Origin of the sequence: Pseudoalteromonas aquimarina (genome assembly GCF_049257255.1) — a bacterium.
Taxonomy (GTDB): Bacteria; Pseudomonadota; Gammaproteobacteria; order Enterobacterales; family Alteromonadaceae; genus Pseudoalteromonas.
This window is the reverse complement of record NZ_JBMMUG010000012.1, coordinates 1-15,722: the sequence shown is the minus strand read 5'-3', so window position 1 is coordinate 15,722 and position 15,722 is coordinate 1. Positions and strand designations below refer to the sequence as shown.

Sequence of the window (15,722 nt, the reverse complement as noted above, 5' to 3'; positions counted from 1 at the left end):
TTTATAACTCCATTTTAGATTCAATAAATTTACCAAATTCACGCATTTCTTTAATTGCGTCTCTCGCGCCTTTCTTTAATTTCCAAACTGGTTGTTTGTAAAAAGCAGCATCAGCAATAGCGACTCGTTCAGTAATTTTGATTGGTGCTAAAAGATCTGTGTTTTTACGTAGATCTTCAAGGTTTTGAACTTGCGTTTTATGTCTACCGTTAAATCTGCTAGGAATAACGCCAATAAACGATAGAGTAGGGTTAGCTGATTTTAGGTTTTCTATGGTTTGTATCATCATATTTAAACCATTTACCGAGTAACCAGCCATTTCAATAGGTGTATAAGTGAAATCAGCAGCATAAAGTGCTGAAGTCAATCTGACACCTAACGCTGGCGCTGTATCAATTAAGCAAATATCAAATTTACTACTCAACGCATCAACATTTTTTTTAAACTGCTCACCCACAACAGATAAAGATTCGGCTTCTAAATTTAATAGTTCCGGGATAGCTTCAAACAAAACAATGTTTTCTTCTGATGTAATGTTATTAATATTTATATCACCAACAAAGAAATCATAAGCTGTATAAGTTGCTTGCTTATAGTGTTCTAAAGACCATGATAAATTGGCCTGTGTATCAATATCTATTACAGCAACCTTTTTACCTTGATCACTGAAGTAATGAGCAAGGTGAAAAAGGGTGTTAGTTTTACCTACACCGCCTTTTTGTTGCGCCACTGTTAATTTCTTCATTCTTATTCCTTATTTGCTCTTCAGCTTTTTTTGCCCACACTTCAACTTGATACGCATGATGATTAGGCAAAACAGCAGTAATTTTTTTAAAGCCATTAGGTATTAAGTGAGCTTCTACAGCTTCTAAAAATGCTTTCTTATGTTGAGATACAGCGCCTTTTGAAATGCTAAATCTACTAGCAACATCAGCCTGTTTTATGCCTTCAACAAGTACCAAACGGCATATTTCTAATCTTCTTTCGCTAAAATTCAAAGATTTTGAATATATTTCAAATTCTTCTTTTGATAGCTTTTTATCCATTTTCCACCTTACACCTCCAAATCTAGCAATTAAGCATTTAGGGCATTACGCCTTAGTTTAGCTAAACAATAATGTGGTAACAATAATTTTAGCCGCTAAAATTTTTAGGTTTGTATTTAGTTATGAACAGCATTAACGCTGTGAGTGAAATAAATAGTGATGTAAAAATAATTAAGTTATCACCGGGGGATTCATCCCATGTAATGATTACTTTAATAAAATAAATAAACGCCAAAAATGATAATATCGCTTTTAGGTACGGGTAAAGTATTACTAAAATGTACCAAGCTAGGTCTACAAAAAAGGTAAATATTTTTTTTAAAATTCGCATATTTAATTCCTTTTTATAATCATATCAGCGTTTAATTTTTTTATTCAATGTCTACGATTGCTGAAATGTTTTCTTTACTTTCCAATGTCTCCGCAAAACTAACAAGACCATCAAAACAATCAAGTAGTTTTTCATGTTTTATCATGTTAGATAGATGTGATAAAGCAAATAAACAAACGATTACACCAGCGGTAATATTACAAACAGCTATATTGTCTTTTTTATTGCTATTACTTGGCAAAACCATTCTATATGACTTATCACCAATCGGAGCTATAAAAAAAGCATTGTCTATTTTGTAATATTCCCAAATGCCTGAACTGTAATCTATGCAAAGTTTATCCATATAGTAATAAACTGACATTTCAAACATACTAGTTATATAGCCAAAATCATCATCTAATTGTTGAGATAAAAAATTCAGCCTTTCACTTGGTTTTACTGCATTAACTAATTTCATTGTTAAGTTCCAAACAATACAAACCTTCGATATATAGTATTTTATATAACTCATTCTTGCAACGATATATCGAATATTTAGCTAAACAAATTTAAAACTTATTTGAAATGCAAAGTAATTAGAAAACTCGATTTCACATTTTCCTTTTGGCGTTTGTCGAAGACTGGTATCAGTTTTGAACAATGTATGATTTTTATTTGCAGCATTAAGGGTTAGAAGAACTAATAAACGTCATCGAGCCGAAGGCGAGGCATCATTCATCCACAGGGTGGATGCTTAAATAATAAGTATTATTAATTTATTAATATAGCTTTAGCTATATGACGCAAAGTCTATAGTTGTTTTCTTATGGAGTAGTTAGGGATCGTTAGGCACAACTTATACACAGATCTAAGCTAAATTCTTAGACATTGGTTCGGATAGAAAGCTTTATTTGCGTAGGAAGTGCCAAAGTTTCAGAAAATACAGGCTTTGAAACACTTAATTTTTGATAGCAGCAACGCATAAGAGCCGCTACAGCGGCATAACTATGAATTGCTAACAGATTGTATTAGGTTGTGAATATAGAGGCTTCTAGCCTATCTAACTTGCTATTTATATCGTCAGTATTGCTTAACATTAAATTTGCAGCTTTACGCGCAAACCGTTGAAGCATCGTGATAGGAGTTAAAAGGATCTTAACTTTAGTATTTAACTTATTTGCAAGCTTGTTAATAGCTTCTCGCGCAGCTTTACATGCTGTTTTAAATTCATCATGTAAGCCAATATCTTGAAAGTATTTAAGAGTGATGCGTTTAATTGATGCTAGTCCTTTATACGCAACATTGCCTTTTTCATCAGTGTAGAGTTCTCGGGGTTGATCTGAAGTTAGCCAACCTTTTTTATAACACCAGGTCAAACACTGTTTTACACGCCATAACGGAAGATTAAGCTTTTCTGATACATAGTTCCAAGTTCTTAATAAAAATCCATTTTTTGTTGATACACCAACTTTTCTTGAAACAAAGCACATTTCAGACACTAATAAATCCATTAGTCGGAAGCAATCAATTAAATATTGTTTTTGGGTAGTTCGGCCTGAAGGCGCCTGAAGAACAGCATAGCTACTAGGAAGCTCTAGCATTTTAGCTAGTCTTGCTCTATTTTGCTTTGCTAAAACACGTTCACTTCGTTTTCCGTACTGCTGCGGAGCGTGTGCTTTTTTATCGTTATAATTAAGCTTCATCTATTTTCTAGTTTTAATTTGAAAAAACGAAATCTAAGACATAGAATAAAGCTACCCACGCAAGGGTTTACTTCTTCAGTTTTCAAATCGGCAAATTTGAAATACAACTGAGGTAGCTATTTTCTAAGAAGTCAGGCGGCAACCTGACTTTTTTCTTTTCTGGCGTTTAATTCTTTTTTCACTTACCTGTGAAATCATTAAAACTAAAATAAATTCATTTTATCGAATGATCAATATAGATCATTTAAAAGCTACAAATTGCCCTACATTTAACTAGGGCAGTTTGTAGCCTTTGGCTTTTCTGTGATTATGAATCGGATTTTGCTAATTTTACGACCTTCTTTTATAGGTTCGTAATTTACAATTATTGGGGTTGTTTCATTAATCTTTTCAACAGCGCTATCAAGTATTCGCCTTTTGAAATTATTAAACTTTGCGTATGCTGGCATAGAGCTAAGTACAAACTTTTCTTTCATATAATCGAGGTCTAGCACCAACTCGCCAACTTCAAGATAACCGTAAAGCCAGCCATATAAACGCATGTGGATAGGGTTTGTTATTTGTGCAACATCTTTTAATGGATAACTAACACGCTCACTAAGATCTTGTATATATGGCAATAGCTTATCAGTGAACTGAAAACCAAATGTACCAAGTTTTCTATCTCTTTCACGGGCTTGAATCCATCTAAATTCAAGCTCTTTTCCATCACCATTTTCAACAGTTATACTTTGTGACCAAAAGTTATTATAGGCTTGTCGCATATCTCTTGATGCTTCATTTGATGTTAAATCAAATGCCAAAGCATAATCAGCTACTCGGATTGTAAACCAACCATCTTTATCAATTTTACCTTTCTGTGATGCTAATACTAAAATGCGCTGTTCGTCTTTCGATATTGAATATTTAGCTTCAACAACAGCTTGAGATTGATCTACGTCTTTTGAAAGTAAACGACTTCGTGAATCTTGCATTGATACACCTCTAATTATTTTTCTAAGCTGCTAGGGCAGTTTGTAGCATTTAGGATATAAGCCTTATTACTAGGGCAGTTTGTAGCTTTTAAACTCTCATTTTTATCAGCTAGGGCAAAATGTAGCACTTAGGCTGCAAGCCTTATTACTAGGGCATTTTGTAGCTTTTAATACTTATATAAGTAACTAGGGCAAAATGTAGCATTTAACAAACACAGATAACCTTTGTTTTTTGAGCCAAAACCAACTTATAAAGCTTTAAAAACAATCACTTCCCAATAAAACAAAAGTAAACATAAGCCTTTCTTTTAAGAGCAAGGGCTATTTGTAGCCTTTTATATGGCGTAAATACACTAGGGCAAAATGTAGCAGTTAGGCTGTAAACCTTATTACTAGGGCATTTTGTAGCTTTTAATACTTAAATAAGTTACTAGGGCAAAATGTAGCTTTTAGCACTTATCCACAAATTCTGTGGATAAAAAGGCTACATTGTAGCTTTTAAAGAATATACATCAAACACCATTGTTTATGCAAAAAATAAATATACACTAAACTGTTCACTACGAAGATATAGACAAAAAACAACAAGTTAAGCTAAACAAAAAATTTTAGCCGCTAAAATTTTGGATTATTAAAGAATGTACGATCGAATCTTTTTTACAAATGTTCTTCGCATAATGGAAGAGCGAGGAATACAAAAAAATGAGCTGCATGAATTGTCGGGTGTTTCCGCATCTTTTCTTTCAGACCTGACAAATGGTAAAGGCAACCCAAGCTTAAAAATAATGGAGCAAATAAGCAGAGCGCTTTCAGTACCTTTACCTTTAATGCTTGAGCATGTTGATTCTGAAATCTATGAGCTTTTAGATCAATACCACCAAGAAACTGAGAATTTACCAGCCGGGTATGAACGGGTAGGCGCAATTTTACCTAAGCATAAGGCATATCAAGTTAGAACTTGGGATAAAGAAGCAAGAAAAGCCATTAAGGAAAAACGCCAAAATAAAAAATAGCACGATAAAAAGTTAAAAAAACATTGTCAAAAATACAAATTCGATATATCGTTACAAGCAATTGGAACGGAATATCGGATTTTTTTTGTGAATAAGCAATCACCAAACGCTAGAATTCTTGAAAAACTAGAAAGGGATTTTGGAGCTGACTTTTTAAAAGCGCTTCGCAATCCTAAAACTGTAGAAATAATGCTTAACGCTGATGGTACTCTTTGGCAAGAGTGCCTTGGCGAAGAAATGAAGCCAATAGGAACCATGCTACCAGCTAAAGCTGAAGCAGCAATGAGAACTATTGCATCCTACCTAGATACAACTATCACAACTGAAAATCCAATTTTGGAAGGTGTTTTACCGTTAGACGGTAGCCGTTTTGCTGGCTGGTTGCCTCCTGTTGTTGCTGCACCATCATTTGCAATTCGTAAAAAAGCCACAGCTATTTTTACTCTCGATCAATATGTTGATACCGGCACAATGACACCTGAACAGAAAGAGGCTATTTGCAAAGCTGTATCAGAACACAAAAATATTTTAGTAATCGGTGGCACTGGCTCAGGTAAGACAACATTAACAAATGCAATTATTGGTGAAATGGTTGCTCAAAACCCTGAAGAACGCATTTTTATTATTGAAGATACTGGTGAAATCCAGTGTTCAGCAAAAAACTCTGTCCAATTTTTCACGTCATTAACAGTGACAATGACAGACCTACTTAAAACAACTCTACGAGGCAGACCTGACCGAATTCTAGTTGGTGAGGTTCGCGGTGCTGAAGCTCTTGATCTGCTTGACGCATGGAATACAGGGCATGAAGGCGGAGTTGCAACACTTCACGCAAACAATGCAAAAGCGGGATTAGATAGGCTCAAATCTCTAATTACTCGTAATCAATCAGCTCCAAAGGATATTGAACCGTTAATAGGCGAAGCGGTGCATGTAGTTATCCATATAGCCAGAACTCCAGAAGGTCGAAGTATTCAAGATATTTTGGAAGTTCACGGTTATGAAAATAACGCCTACATCACTAAACATGTTCAAACAAAATGAAAAGGAACTTAGAAATGTCCAACGCATTATTTAAAACTCTATTGTTAGCTGTAATCACATTATTTGTTTTTATTGCTCCTGATGCTAACGCAGCCGCTGGTACTGGTGGGGGTCTGCCTTATGAAGGCTGGCTTGAAAACTTGCGTAACTCAGTTACAGGCCCTGTTGCATTTACTTTATCAATTGTAGGTATCGTAATTGCTGGCGGTGTCCTTATTTTTGGCGGTGATTTAAACGGTTTCTTCCGTTCATTAGTCATTCTTATTCTTGTTATGGCGTTATTAGTTGGCGCTCAAAATATCATGTCTAACTTCTTTAGCCGTGGTGCAGTAATCGATCCTGTTCATATTACAGCTATCACTGATTATGCAATTGGATCAGTTAAAGCGACTCTTGCTAGCTAGGTGACGAAATGAACTTACGCACTATTCCAATACGAAAAGTTGGTAACAGAGCCAACCTTTTCATGGGTGGTGATCGTGAGTTGGTAATGTTCGCTGGCCTCTTAGCTTTTGCGCTGATTTTTTCAGCGCAGGAGTTAAGGGCTACGGTTGTAGGCTTGGGGATTTGGTTTTTCTGTCTATGGGTTTTTCGACTCATGGCAAAGTCAGATCCACAAATGCGCCATGTATATCTAAGACACCGTAAATATGCAGCTTACTATCCAGCGAGATCAACACCGTTCAGGCTGAATATGAAGGATTACAAATAATGTTAGATTTCATACTTTACTCAACAGCTTTTCTTTCTTTAATTTTATTAGCTCTTTTTGCTCAAAAGATTTTTGAAGTAAATAAGCATCAAGAGTTAGATCGATTTAGAAAAAAAGAAGCTGGTACAGTCGATTTATTAAACTATGCAGCAATTGTAGATAATGGTGTAGTTGTTAATAAAAATGGCTCTTTCATGGCGTCATGGCTTTATAAAGGTGATGACAATGCCAGCTCAACAAACGCACAACGCGAATTAGTTTCTGCCCGTATAAATAAAGCCTTTGCTGAACTAGGTAATGGTTGGATGATACATGTAGACGCTATTAGACGTAATTCACCAAACTATTCTGCAGCCGACTTATCAAAATTCCCTGATCCTGTAACTCGCGCAATGGATGAAGAAAGGCGAGAGTTTTTTAACAGTTTAGGAAATCAGTATGAAGGTTTTTTTGTACTGACAGTTACATATTTTCCACCTCTATTAGCACAAGCAAAGTTTGTTGAATTAATGTTTGATGACGATTCAACTAAACCATCACAAAGAAAGCGAACTACTGACTTAATCGAGCAGTTTAAGAAGAACATAAACAATATAGAAAGTAACCTTTCTAGTGTGTTCAAAATGGAACGCTTAAAAGCTGTTAAACAGCATTTAGAAGATGGTAGTGAAGTTGTTTATGATGATTTTCTGCGTTATTTACAATATTGCGTAACTGGTAAAAATCACCCGGTTCAATTACCAAAACAGCCAATTTACATTGATCAGCTAATTGGTGCTGAAGAGCTTCATTCAGGCATCATTCCAAAGTTAGGCAATAAGTTTATTCAAACTGTCTCTATTGAAGGTATGCCTTTTGAGTCTTACCCGGGAATATTAACAAGGTTAGCTGAATTACCAATTGAATATCGCTGGTCAAGTCGTTTCATCTTTTTAGATCAACATGAAGCAATTCGCAGCATGGAAAAGTTCAGAAAGAAATGGAAACAAAAAGTAAGAGGTTTCTTTGATCAAGTATTTAATACTAGCAATGGTGTAGTAGACCAAGATGCTGTCAGTATGGTTCACGATGCTGAAGCTGCTTTAGCTGAAATTAACAGCGGTCTTATTGCGATGGGTTACTATACAAGCGTTGTCGTTCTTATGTCTGAAAATAGACAAGAATTAGAAGCTGCATCAAATTATGTTGAAAAATCCATTAATGAATTAGGTTTTTCTGCTCGAACAGAAACTATCAACACATTAGAAGCATATTTAGGTTCATTGCCGGGGCATGGTTCAGAAAATGTAAGACGCCCTTTAATCAACACTATGAACTTAGCTGATATGCTTCCATCTTCGACTTTGTGGGCTGGTTCAAATGTGGCGCCTTGTCCATTTTATCCAACAAATAGCCCTCCTTTAATGCAATGTTTAACAAGTGGTAGTTCACCATTTCGTTTAAATCTGCATGTTGGCGATGTTGGTCACTCGATTGTATTCGGCCCTACTGGTTCAGGTAAATCAACATTCTTATGTTTGTTAGCTGCACAGTTTAGAAGATACCCAAATATGAGCATTTACGCTTTCGATAAGGGTATGTCGATGTTTCCGCTTGTTAAAGCTTCAAATGGCAATCATTTTGAAGTTGGCGGTGATGGTAGCTCGTTAAACTTTTGTCCTTTACAGTTTTTAGAATCAAAAGCTGATCTTGCATGGGCTATGGAGTGGATAGATACCATCTTGAAACTTAATGACTTATATACAACCCCTTCACAGCGTACTGAAATAGCTAATGCGCTTGAGAATATGGCTAAGACTGGCTCTAAATCTATGACTGATTTTGTATCAAGTATTCAAGATTTAGATGTGCGTGAAGCACTGAAGCAATACACGATTGAGGGCTTGATGGGTCATTTGGTCGATGCTGAAGAAGACGGTTTATCTATGAGTAACTTCAATGTCTTTGAGATTGAAGAACTTATGAATCTTGGCGAAAAATACGCATTACCAGTGCTACTTTACCTGTTCCACCGCATTGAAAAATCACTGAAAGGGCAACCAGCAGTAATTATCCTTGATGAAGCTTGGTTGATGCTTGCACACCCGGCTTTCAAAGAAAAAATAAGGGAATGGTTGAAAGTATTACGTAAAGCTAATTGCTTGGTATTAATGGCTACACAAAGTTTAAGTGATGCTGCTAATTCAGGGATATTAGATGTAATAGTTGAAAGTACAGCCTCCAAAATTTTCTTACCTAATCCTAATGCTCGTCAGGAAGACTCAGCCGCAATTTATAAGTCTATGGGTCTAAATGAAAGGCAAATTGAAATCATCGCTAACGCTGTTCAAAAGCGTCAATACTACTACGTTTCTGAGCAAGGAAGACGTTTATTTGAATTGGCGCTTGGTAGGTTACAACTTGCGTTTGTAGGTGCTAGTGACAAAGAAACGATAAACCTGATCAAACAGCTTGAATCTCAATATGGTGAACAGTGGGTAGCTTATTATCTCGACCATAAAGGTTTATCTAATGCAAATCAAAGGGCGGCTTAAATATTATGGATTTTTTTAAAAAGAAAAATAGCACTAAAGAAGCTAATTCTGATAAGGCAACAACAAAACCAGTTGAAGCGCCTTATTTAAATCAACGTAGACGCTGGAATGATCACACTAGCTCGGTAGTATCTCAGCGTAACATGTGGATGGTGCTTTGTTTACTAATGGGAATTATCACTCTGTTCTCTGTGGGTGGTTTAATTAAAATTGGTAGTCAAAGCAAATTTGTACCTTACGTTATAGAAGTAGATCAACTTGGTAGCGCTGCTGCTGTTCGTCCAGCTTATCAAGCACATAAAGCTGATATACGTGTAATAAAATCAACTGTTGCTTCATTTATCTCACAAGCAAGAATTGTAACGCCAGATGTGGAATTACAACGTAAAGCAATATTTGGTGTATATGCAAATCTAATCCCCGGTGATTCAGCTACTAATAAAATGTCGGAGCATTTAAACGGTAATCCTGAATCAAACCCTTTCAAACGTGCGGCTACTGAAACCGTATCTGTAGAAATTTTATCTGTAATACCTCAAACAGAAACAACATTCCAAGTTGATTGGATTGAAACAGTTAGAGATAGAACAGGGATTCTTACAGAAGAGCCTTTTCGCATGAAAGCACTAGTAACTGTAACAGTCATTGAACCTACATCAGATACGAGTGAAGAAAACATTAGATTAAATCCTCTTGGCATTTATATCACTGAATACAACTGGTCAAAAACACTTTAAGGGATATGTAAAATGAAAGCCTTATCTTTATTAATTGCTGCTGTACTATCTTTTAGTGTAAGCGCAACAACCTCTGAAAAAGAATCAAAGTATGATTATGGTGATCTCTTTTTCCCGGGTAAAAACCCAACTCTAACAACCCAAGAGCAACAAGCTATCGCTATTGCTAAACGCTGGCAACAAGCTAGTGAAAAAGGCATGAAACCAGTAGCCGGGTTAGATGGTTCTATCAATTTTATCTACGGTTCAAATCAACCAATTATCACCTGTGCTGTGATGCAAATTTGCGACATTCAGCTACAAGTTGGTGAAAACGTAAATAGCGTACATTTGGGAGATACAGCGCGTTGGAATGTTGAACCAGCAATAACGGGTAGCGGTGTATTACAAAGAGTTCATGTAATTATCAAACCGCTTGACGTTGGCTTAGATACAACGTTAATCGTTACAACAGATAGACGTTCTTATAACTTGCGTTTGCGCTCTCATAGAACTGAGTTTATGCCAAAAATCAGTTTTACATATCCTGAAGAGTCACTAGCTAAGTTCAATAATTTAAAGCGCATTGAACACCAAGAAATTGAACGTGAAACAATGCCAGCTACACGCGAGTATCTAGGTAATCTCGATTTTAAATATTCGATTGATGGTAAAGCAAAATGGAAGCCTGTTCGCGTCTATAACGATGGTACTAAAACGATTATTCAGATGCCTGATGAAATGGCACAAACTGAATCACCAACATTATTAGTTGTTAGAGAAAATGAAGCTATGTTTTCTTCAGACGAGGAAATTATGGTGAATTATCGCGTTCAAAATGGCCGTTACATTGTTGATACGGTATTTGATAAAGCCATTATGATTGCTGGTGTTGGCCGTAATCAAACCAAGATAACAATTACCCGGGGGGTTAACTAATGAAACATTTAGTAATCCTTATTCTATTAGTAATTGTTACTGGTTGCGCTAAGGCGCCTAAACAATTCGGTGATTTCACAACTAATAATGCTGTAAACAATAGTTATATCGCTAACTTTTTGGCTAAAGATGTGATTAATCAAATAGATATTCTTTACCCTTCAGCTAAAACAACTTTGTATTTCAAGCATGAAACCGCTGATAAGTTTGGAACTGCACTAGTTAAGAATATGCGCGAATTTGGTTATGGCGTTACTGAGTTTTCAACACCTGAAGATGATTTAGAGAACACTACAACACCTTCAGGGTTAAGTGTGGCATACATCATTGATCATCTATCTGATAAGCAAATTATTATCACTATTTTTGTTAATCAGAAACCAATCAGCCGCCTATATGACACAAGCCAAGAAAATGTTAGACCGCTTGGCGAGTGGGCTTATTTAGCGAGTTAAGGGGGTCTTATGACTGATGCAACAAAAGACAATCAAGAGCTACTTTCGCCAAAATCAACCCCTACAGGTGTTAAGCGAGTTAACAACTGGCCTTTAATCATCATGGGTATAGGTGTTTGTATTTTCTTGTTTGTAATAATGCTCGTTGGTATGGATAGAGCCGAACAACAAGAAGCAAGATCAAATGCACCAACTCAAGAAAAACGCCATGCTAGAGATAGTTCAGCTATTGCAAAAGAAATCACATTAGGCTTTGAATCTGGTTATGTTGAAGCTGAAGGTATGTCTGATACTAATAAATCAGATAAAACGGAATTAGCTTCTGAAAAAGTACCTGAAGAAACTAACGCAAAACTTAGCCCCGAGGTTCAGCAAATTGCAGAACAATCGAGAAGGCTATCAAATGGTTCTGGTGACAGCTCTTATAACCGTAACAAACAGCGTGAAGATGAAATTGCTAGACGTATTCAAGACGCAAGAATAAAGCGACTTGAAGAGGCAGCTTTAGGCAATTCAAGTATTCAGTTTGATAGCAGTAAAGCCGCATCTAGTAGCTTCAGCCGACCTAAGACAAGCTTTGCGTTTAATGATGGTAGCAATAACCGTCAAGATCAATTAGCAAAGCTGGCGCAAGTACAACAGCAACTAGCTAGCACTAACGCAATGTTACATGGTGGCGATCCAATGGCGGCTTATAAAGCTAAATTGGATTCGATTAAAGGTAGTCTAGGCTCTTTGACTGGTAACTCGTCTTTAGCCTCTGGTGGGGGTTTAGGTGGCTCAAGTTCACCTTCATCAATACAGGTTAAATCAAACTCAGGCGATGCGTACAAAGCATTCGATGGTAGTGCTTCAAGATGGAATTTAGCAAGCACAATTGAGGCGCCTAGTTCTGATTATGAACTTCGTGCTGGTTCTGTTATTCCGGGTGTAATGGTGTCAGGTATCAACTCAGATTTACCGGGTCAAATACACGCACAAGTAGCACAAAACGTATATGACACGCCAACAGGTAATAGCTTATTAATACCTCAAGGTACACGCTTAATTGGCTCATATTCATCAAACATTGCCTACGGTCAAGAGCGCGTAATGATTGCTTGGCAGCGTTTAGTGTTTCCTGATGGTAAAGCACTTGATATTGGTTCAATGGCTGGCGCTGATGGTGCTGGTTATGCTGGTTTTGAAGATAAAGTAAATCATCATTTTATTCGTATTTTTGGCTCAGCTTTAATGATGTCAGTCATTACCGCTGGTGTTGAATTATCGCAAGACAGTAGTGTTTCAATTGGTGATAAAAAAGATGCTGGTTCTGCTCTTAGTGAAGCTATGGGGCAACAACTAGGACAAGCCGCTGCGAAAATGATTATGAAAAACCTAAACATAGCTCCAACTATTGAAATTCGCCCGGGTTATAGATTTAACATCATGGTCAGTAAAGATGTTGTTTTTGACCGTCCTTTCAAAAACTTTGATTACAAATAGGGAAATATAAAATGAAACTATTTAAGAAAAATCTTATTGCTGCAAATTTATCGTGTGCGTTGGTTCTTGGAATAGGCGCCATTGCAACATTCAAGCCTGAACCAGCTCATGCAGGTATTCCAGTTATTGATGTTGCAAGCCTAACTCAAAGTATCTTGGAAGTTATCGAGTCAATTAGCCAAGGTTTGCAAATGATACAAAGCTATCAGACTCAACTTCAGCAATATCAAAACCAAATCCAAAACACTATGAATCTAGATAATTGGCTTTGGGATGATGCGCGACAAATTATTGGTGATGTATTAGCTATAGGTGACTCTGTAAGAGGCTTTAAAAATCAGTTTGGTTCTATAGACGCTTACATCGGTAAATTTAAAGATGTTGATTACTATGAGCAGTTGCCTTGTTTTACTTCAGGTGGCTGTAGTAGACAACAGCTTGAAGCTTTAGCTGCACAAAACAAAGAACAGCAAAAACTAAGTTCAGAAATTCGTAAAGAAGCTAATGATGCTTTAGTTAAAAGTATAGATGAACAACAGGATGCTTTAGAGCGCGATGCTGATAAATTACGCGATTTACAATCAAACGCACAGACTTCTTCAGGTCAACTAGAAGCGTTACAACACGCCAGTCAATTAGCTTCAAATCAAGCAAATCAATTACTTCAAATTAGAGCTTTATTAATAGCACAACAAAGCGCTTTATCTGCGGAGAAGCAAACAAAAGAAGATGAAGATGCAAGACAAACAGCAGCTTCTCAAGCTTTGAGAGCTTCCCGTTATCAACAAAGTACAGGCAGAGCCTGGTAGTAGGAGAAAAAAATGAAAAAGATTTCTTTATTAGCGTTAATTTTCACATTAGCAGCTTGCGGTGAAAGTGAACCAAACGAAGCGGAAATAAGAGAGTTTATCGCAAACGTAGATTGCAAAGTAGTTAATGAATTAGATGAACACCCTACTTTAGTTAAACATGCTATTCAGCATTGTAATTCTCTTAAAGCTAGAGAATCTAGATATAAGCCTAGCAAAGCTAAGGAGTGGTAACAGTGAAATCGTTAGCCTTCATAGCAAAAGCTTCATTAGCCATTCTGGTATGTTGGCTAACCTTTTATTCGCCCGATGCTTTTGCTGATATTACCAGTAATGACGTTTTAGACGGTGTACTAGATAGGTATGCACTAAGCGCCCAAACATGGACAGCAGTAATAACCTTACACGCTACTTGGCTTTTTTGGTTATTAGCCAGCCTTGGAATGATATTTACTTTTGGTTTCATGGCATTGAAAAAGGCTGATTTAGGCGAGTTCTTTTCAGAGTTTATTAGATTTACCATTTTTATAGGTTTCTTTTGGTGGCTACTTCAAAATGGTGCAAATTTCGCCTTAGATATTGTGAATTCATTAAGGCAAATAGCAGGTGAAGCTACAGGTTTAGGCGCCTCTATAACGCCTTCAGGTATTGTTGATATTGGCTTTAAAATATTTGATAGGGTATTAGAATCTGGCAGCCTGACTAAACCTGTTGATAGTGTTGTGTTAATCATTATTGGCCTAATTGTCTTGGTCATATTAGCGCTAGTAGCAATTAACATGCTGCTATTACTAATAACAGCGTGGGTATTAGCGTATGCTGGTATTTTCTTCTTAGGCTTTGGGGGTTCAAAATGGACTTCTGACATAGCTATGAACTATTTCAAAACAGTTCTAGGTGTAGCAGCCCAATTAATGACTATGGTTTTATTAATTGGCATAGGGCAAGATATTATTACCACTTATGAGCAAAATATGAGTGGCACTCTTACATTCTCAGAAATGGCAATTATTCTAATTGTTTCGATTACACTTTTAGTTCTCACTAACAAATTACCTTCAACAATATCAGGCATTATTACTGGTGCTGATGTAGGCCAACAAGGTATCGGTAACTTTGGTGCTGGTGCAGCCGTTGGAGCTATGGCTGGTATGGGTGCGGCAGCAGCGGCTGGTTCAGCAGCAATGCAAAGCTTCGCTGCAAACGCTGGCGGTGCTGGCTCTGCAATTATGTCAGCTATAAAGCAAGCTCAAGCTAATATGGATTCAGGAAGCGGCTCATTTTCTTCAGGCTCTAGTGATTCTTCTGATTCTAGTGATTCTTCTAGTTCTAGTGATTCTGGCTCTTCTTCATTTGCTTCTGCAATGGGATCTGGACAACAACAAAGCATGAGTAGTAGTGAATCAAGCAGTTCTTCAATAACTAGCACTGATACAACGGATGCCGCTGAGTCATCAGGCAGTTCAATGAGTTCTGGTGAATCATCTTCTAGTTCTGGTGAATCATCTTCTAGTTCTGGTGAATCATCTTCTAGTTCTGGTGAATCATCTTCTAGCTCTAGTGATGCGATTTCTAGTCAAAGTATGGGATTTGATACTTCTAGTTCAAGCATTACAAATGAATCTAGTAATCAAGATAGTGAATCTTCAAATTCTGATTCTGGTGAATCATCGAATGAACAAAACAACGAAAAGCGTTCAACACTAGGCGCAATTAAACAAGGTGCAGCAACAAGCGCTAAGTTTGCGGCTGATGTTGGCGCAAACCTAATGAAAGGTATGGCTTCTTCAGCTAGTAATGCTGTAGCTGAGCGAGTTGATAAAGCTAAAGAAGCTATAGCAAATACTCCGGGGGGGCGCTTGGCTGAAGAAATTAGAAATCCGGGGCAAGCTAAGCAAGCTAGACAAGATATTAAAGATATTGCGGCTGCTGATAAGGTTCAATCAAATATGCAACGCTCTGAGCAAGCAGAAGCAGCT

At 36.9% G+C, this 15,722-nt stretch carries 18 protein-coding genes; 12 read left to right on the top strand and 6 right to left on the bottom strand.

The features are described 5' to 3' along the window. Nucleotide 1: 1 nt before the first annotated feature. From AAEU29_RS20415 to AAEU29_RS20390, 6 genes are all read right to left on the bottom strand, one after another. Complete coding sequence (locus AAEU29_RS20415) at nt 2-745, bottom strand: ParA family protein (RefSeq protein ID WP_421975022.1); 744 nt, start codon at nt 743-745, stop codon at nt 2-4. Next, entirely contained in the window at nt 702-1,046 is a 345-nt protein-coding gene (locus AAEU29_RS20410) for a TrfB-related DNA-binding protein (RefSeq protein ID WP_421975021.1), read from the bottom strand. The genes AAEU29_RS20415 and AAEU29_RS20410 overlap by 44 nt, the downstream gene beginning before the upstream one ends. Before the next feature lie 88 nt (nt 1,047-1,134). Further along, nucleotides 1,135-1,377 (bottom strand): KleE stable inheritance protein, encoded by a 243-nt coding sequence (kleE, locus tag AAEU29_RS20405; RefSeq protein ID WP_421975020.1) that lies wholly within the window; start codon nt 1,375-1,377, stop codon nt 1,135-1,137. A gap of 40 nt (nt 1,378-1,417) precedes the next feature. Next, nucleotides 1,418-1,837: an antirestriction protein gene (locus tag AAEU29_RS20400; protein ID WP_421975019.1), complete on the bottom strand. Its 420-nt coding sequence runs from the start codon at nt 1,835-1,837 to the stop codon at nt 1,418-1,420. Nucleotides 1,838-2,387: 550 nt separating this feature from the next. After that, nucleotides 2,388-3,062 (bottom strand): hypothetical protein, encoded by a 675-nt coding sequence (locus tag AAEU29_RS20395; protein WP_421975018.1) that lies wholly within the window; start codon nt 3,060-3,062, stop codon nt 2,388-2,390. Nucleotides 3,063-3,331: 269 nt separating this feature from the next. Next, entirely contained in the window at nt 3,332-4,036 is a 705-nt protein-coding gene (locus AAEU29_RS20390; protein ID WP_421975017.1) for a replication initiation protein, read from the bottom strand. 638 nt (nt 4,037-4,674) lie between these two features. Here AAEU29_RS20390 and AAEU29_RS20385 point away from each other — a divergent pair. The 12 genes from AAEU29_RS20385 to trbL form a co-directional block, all read left to right on the top strand. Continuing rightward, complete coding sequence (locus AAEU29_RS20385; RefSeq protein ID WP_421975016.1) at nt 4,675-5,049, top strand: helix-turn-helix domain-containing protein; 375 nt, start codon at nt 4,675-4,677, stop codon at nt 5,047-5,049. 87 nt (nt 5,050-5,136) lie between these two features. Further along, entirely contained in the window at nt 5,137-6,093 is a 957-nt protein-coding gene (gene trbB, locus AAEU29_RS20380) for a P-type conjugative transfer ATPase TrbB (RefSeq protein WP_421975015.1), read from the top strand. Between the two features lie 14 nt (nt 6,094-6,107). Continuing rightward, on the top strand, nt 6,108-6,497 hold the full coding sequence (locus tag AAEU29_RS20375; protein ID WP_421975014.1) for a TrbC/VirB2 family protein: 390 nt from the start codon (nt 6,108-6,110) through the stop codon (nt 6,495-6,497). A gap of 8 nt (nt 6,498-6,505) precedes the next feature. Next, nucleotides 6,506-6,805, top strand: a complete 300-nt coding sequence (locus tag AAEU29_RS20370; RefSeq protein ID WP_421975013.1) for a conjugal transfer protein TrbD — start codon at nt 6,506-6,508, stop codon at nt 6,803-6,805. Further along, on the top strand, nt 6,805-9,339 hold the full coding sequence (locus AAEU29_RS20365) for a VirB4 family type IV secretion/conjugal transfer ATPase (RefSeq protein WP_421975012.1): 2,535 nt from the start codon (nt 6,805-6,807) through the stop codon (nt 9,337-9,339). The genes AAEU29_RS20370 and AAEU29_RS20365 overlap by 1 nt, the downstream gene beginning before the upstream one ends. 5 nt (nt 9,340-9,344) lie before the next feature. Then, on the top strand, nt 9,345-10,076 hold the full coding sequence (locus AAEU29_RS20360) for a VirB8/TrbF family protein (protein ID WP_421975011.1): 732 nt from the start codon (nt 9,345-9,347) through the stop codon (nt 10,074-10,076). A gap of 12 nt (nt 10,077-10,088) precedes the next feature. Continuing rightward, nucleotides 10,089-10,994, top strand: coding sequence for a P-type conjugative transfer protein TrbG (trbG, locus tag AAEU29_RS20355; RefSeq protein ID WP_421975010.1), 906 nt, complete (start codon nt 10,089-10,091; stop codon nt 10,992-10,994). Beyond that, on the top strand, nt 10,994-11,449 hold the full coding sequence (locus AAEU29_RS20350) for a conjugal transfer lipoprotein TrbH (RefSeq protein WP_421975009.1): 456 nt from the start codon (nt 10,994-10,996) through the stop codon (nt 11,447-11,449). The genes trbG and AAEU29_RS20350 overlap by 1 nt, the downstream gene beginning before the upstream one ends. 9 nt (nt 11,450-11,458) lie before the next feature. Beyond that, on the top strand, nt 11,459-12,934 hold the full coding sequence (locus AAEU29_RS20345) for a TrbI/VirB10 family protein (protein ID WP_421975008.1): 1,476 nt from the start codon (nt 11,459-11,461) through the stop codon (nt 12,932-12,934). 11 nt (nt 12,935-12,945) lie between these two features. Next, nucleotides 12,946-13,743 carry a P-type conjugative transfer protein TrbJ gene (gene trbJ / locus AAEU29_RS20340; RefSeq protein WP_421975007.1) on the top strand — a complete coding sequence of 266 codons (798 nt, stop codon included), beginning with the start codon at nt 12,946-12,948 and terminating at the stop codon, nt 13,741-13,743. 12 nt (nt 13,744-13,755) lie between these two features. Beyond that, the gene (locus AAEU29_RS20335; RefSeq protein WP_421975006.1) at nt 13,756-13,977 is read left to right on the top strand and encodes a hypothetical protein; all 222 of its coding nucleotides are present in this window, start codon (nt 13,756-13,758) and stop codon (nt 13,975-13,977) included. Nucleotides 13,978-13,979: 2 nt separating this feature from the next. Continuing rightward, nucleotides 13,980-15,722: P-type conjugative transfer protein TrbL (gene trbL / locus AAEU29_RS20330; protein ID WP_421975005.1), on the top strand; the 1,743-nt coding region annotated here is incomplete at its 3' end.

Coding starts and splice junctions, on each gene's coding strand:
- trbJ (WP_421975007.1), top strand. CDS start 12,946: ATGAAACTATTTAAGAAAAATCTTATTGCTGCAAATTTATCGTGTGCG.
- AAEU29_RS20365 (WP_421975012.1), top strand. CDS start 6,805: ATGTTAGATTTCATACTTTACTCAACAGCTTTTCTTTCTTTAATTTTA.
- AAEU29_RS20350 (WP_421975009.1), top strand. CDS start 10,994: ATGAAACATTTAGTAATCCTTATTCTATTAGTAATTGTTACTGGTTGC.
- trbG (WP_421975010.1), top strand. CDS start 10,089: ATGAAAGCCTTATCTTTATTAATTGCTGCTGTACTATCTTTTAGTGTA.
- kleE (WP_421975020.1), bottom strand. CDS start 1,377: ATGCGAATTTTAAAAAAAATATTTACCTTTTTTGTAGACCTAGCTTGG.
- AAEU29_RS20335 (WP_421975006.1), top strand. CDS start 13,756: ATGAAAAAGATTTCTTTATTAGCGTTAATTTTCACATTAGCAGCTTGC.
- AAEU29_RS20395 (WP_421975018.1), bottom strand. CDS start 3,062: ATGAAGCTTAATTATAACGATAAAAAAGCACACGCTCCGCAGCAGTAC.
- AAEU29_RS20370 (WP_421975013.1), top strand. CDS start 6,506: ATGAACTTACGCACTATTCCAATACGAAAAGTTGGTAACAGAGCCAAC.
- AAEU29_RS20390 (WP_421975017.1), bottom strand. CDS start 4,036: ATGCAAGATTCACGAAGTCGTTTACTTTCAAAAGACGTAGATCAATCT.
- AAEU29_RS20360 (WP_421975011.1), top strand. CDS start 9,345: ATGGATTTTTTTAAAAAGAAAAATAGCACTAAAGAAGCTAATTCTGAT.
- AAEU29_RS20415 (WP_421975022.1), bottom strand. CDS start 745: ATGAAGAAATTAACAGTGGCGCAACAAAAAGGCGGTGTAGGTAAAACT.
- AAEU29_RS20375 (WP_421975014.1), top strand. CDS start 6,108: ATGTCCAACGCATTATTTAAAACTCTATTGTTAGCTGTAATCACATTA.
- AAEU29_RS20345 (WP_421975008.1), top strand. CDS start 11,459: ATGACTGATGCAACAAAAGACAATCAAGAGCTACTTTCGCCAAAATCA.
- AAEU29_RS20385 (WP_421975016.1), top strand. CDS start 4,675: ATGTACGATCGAATCTTTTTTACAAATGTTCTTCGCATAATGGAAGAG.
- AAEU29_RS20410 (WP_421975021.1), bottom strand. CDS start 1,046: ATGGATAAAAAGCTATCAAAAGAAGAATTTGAAATATATTCAAAATCT.
- AAEU29_RS20400 (WP_421975019.1), bottom strand. CDS start 1,837: ATGAAATTAGTTAATGCAGTAAAACCAAGTGAAAGGCTGAATTTTTTA.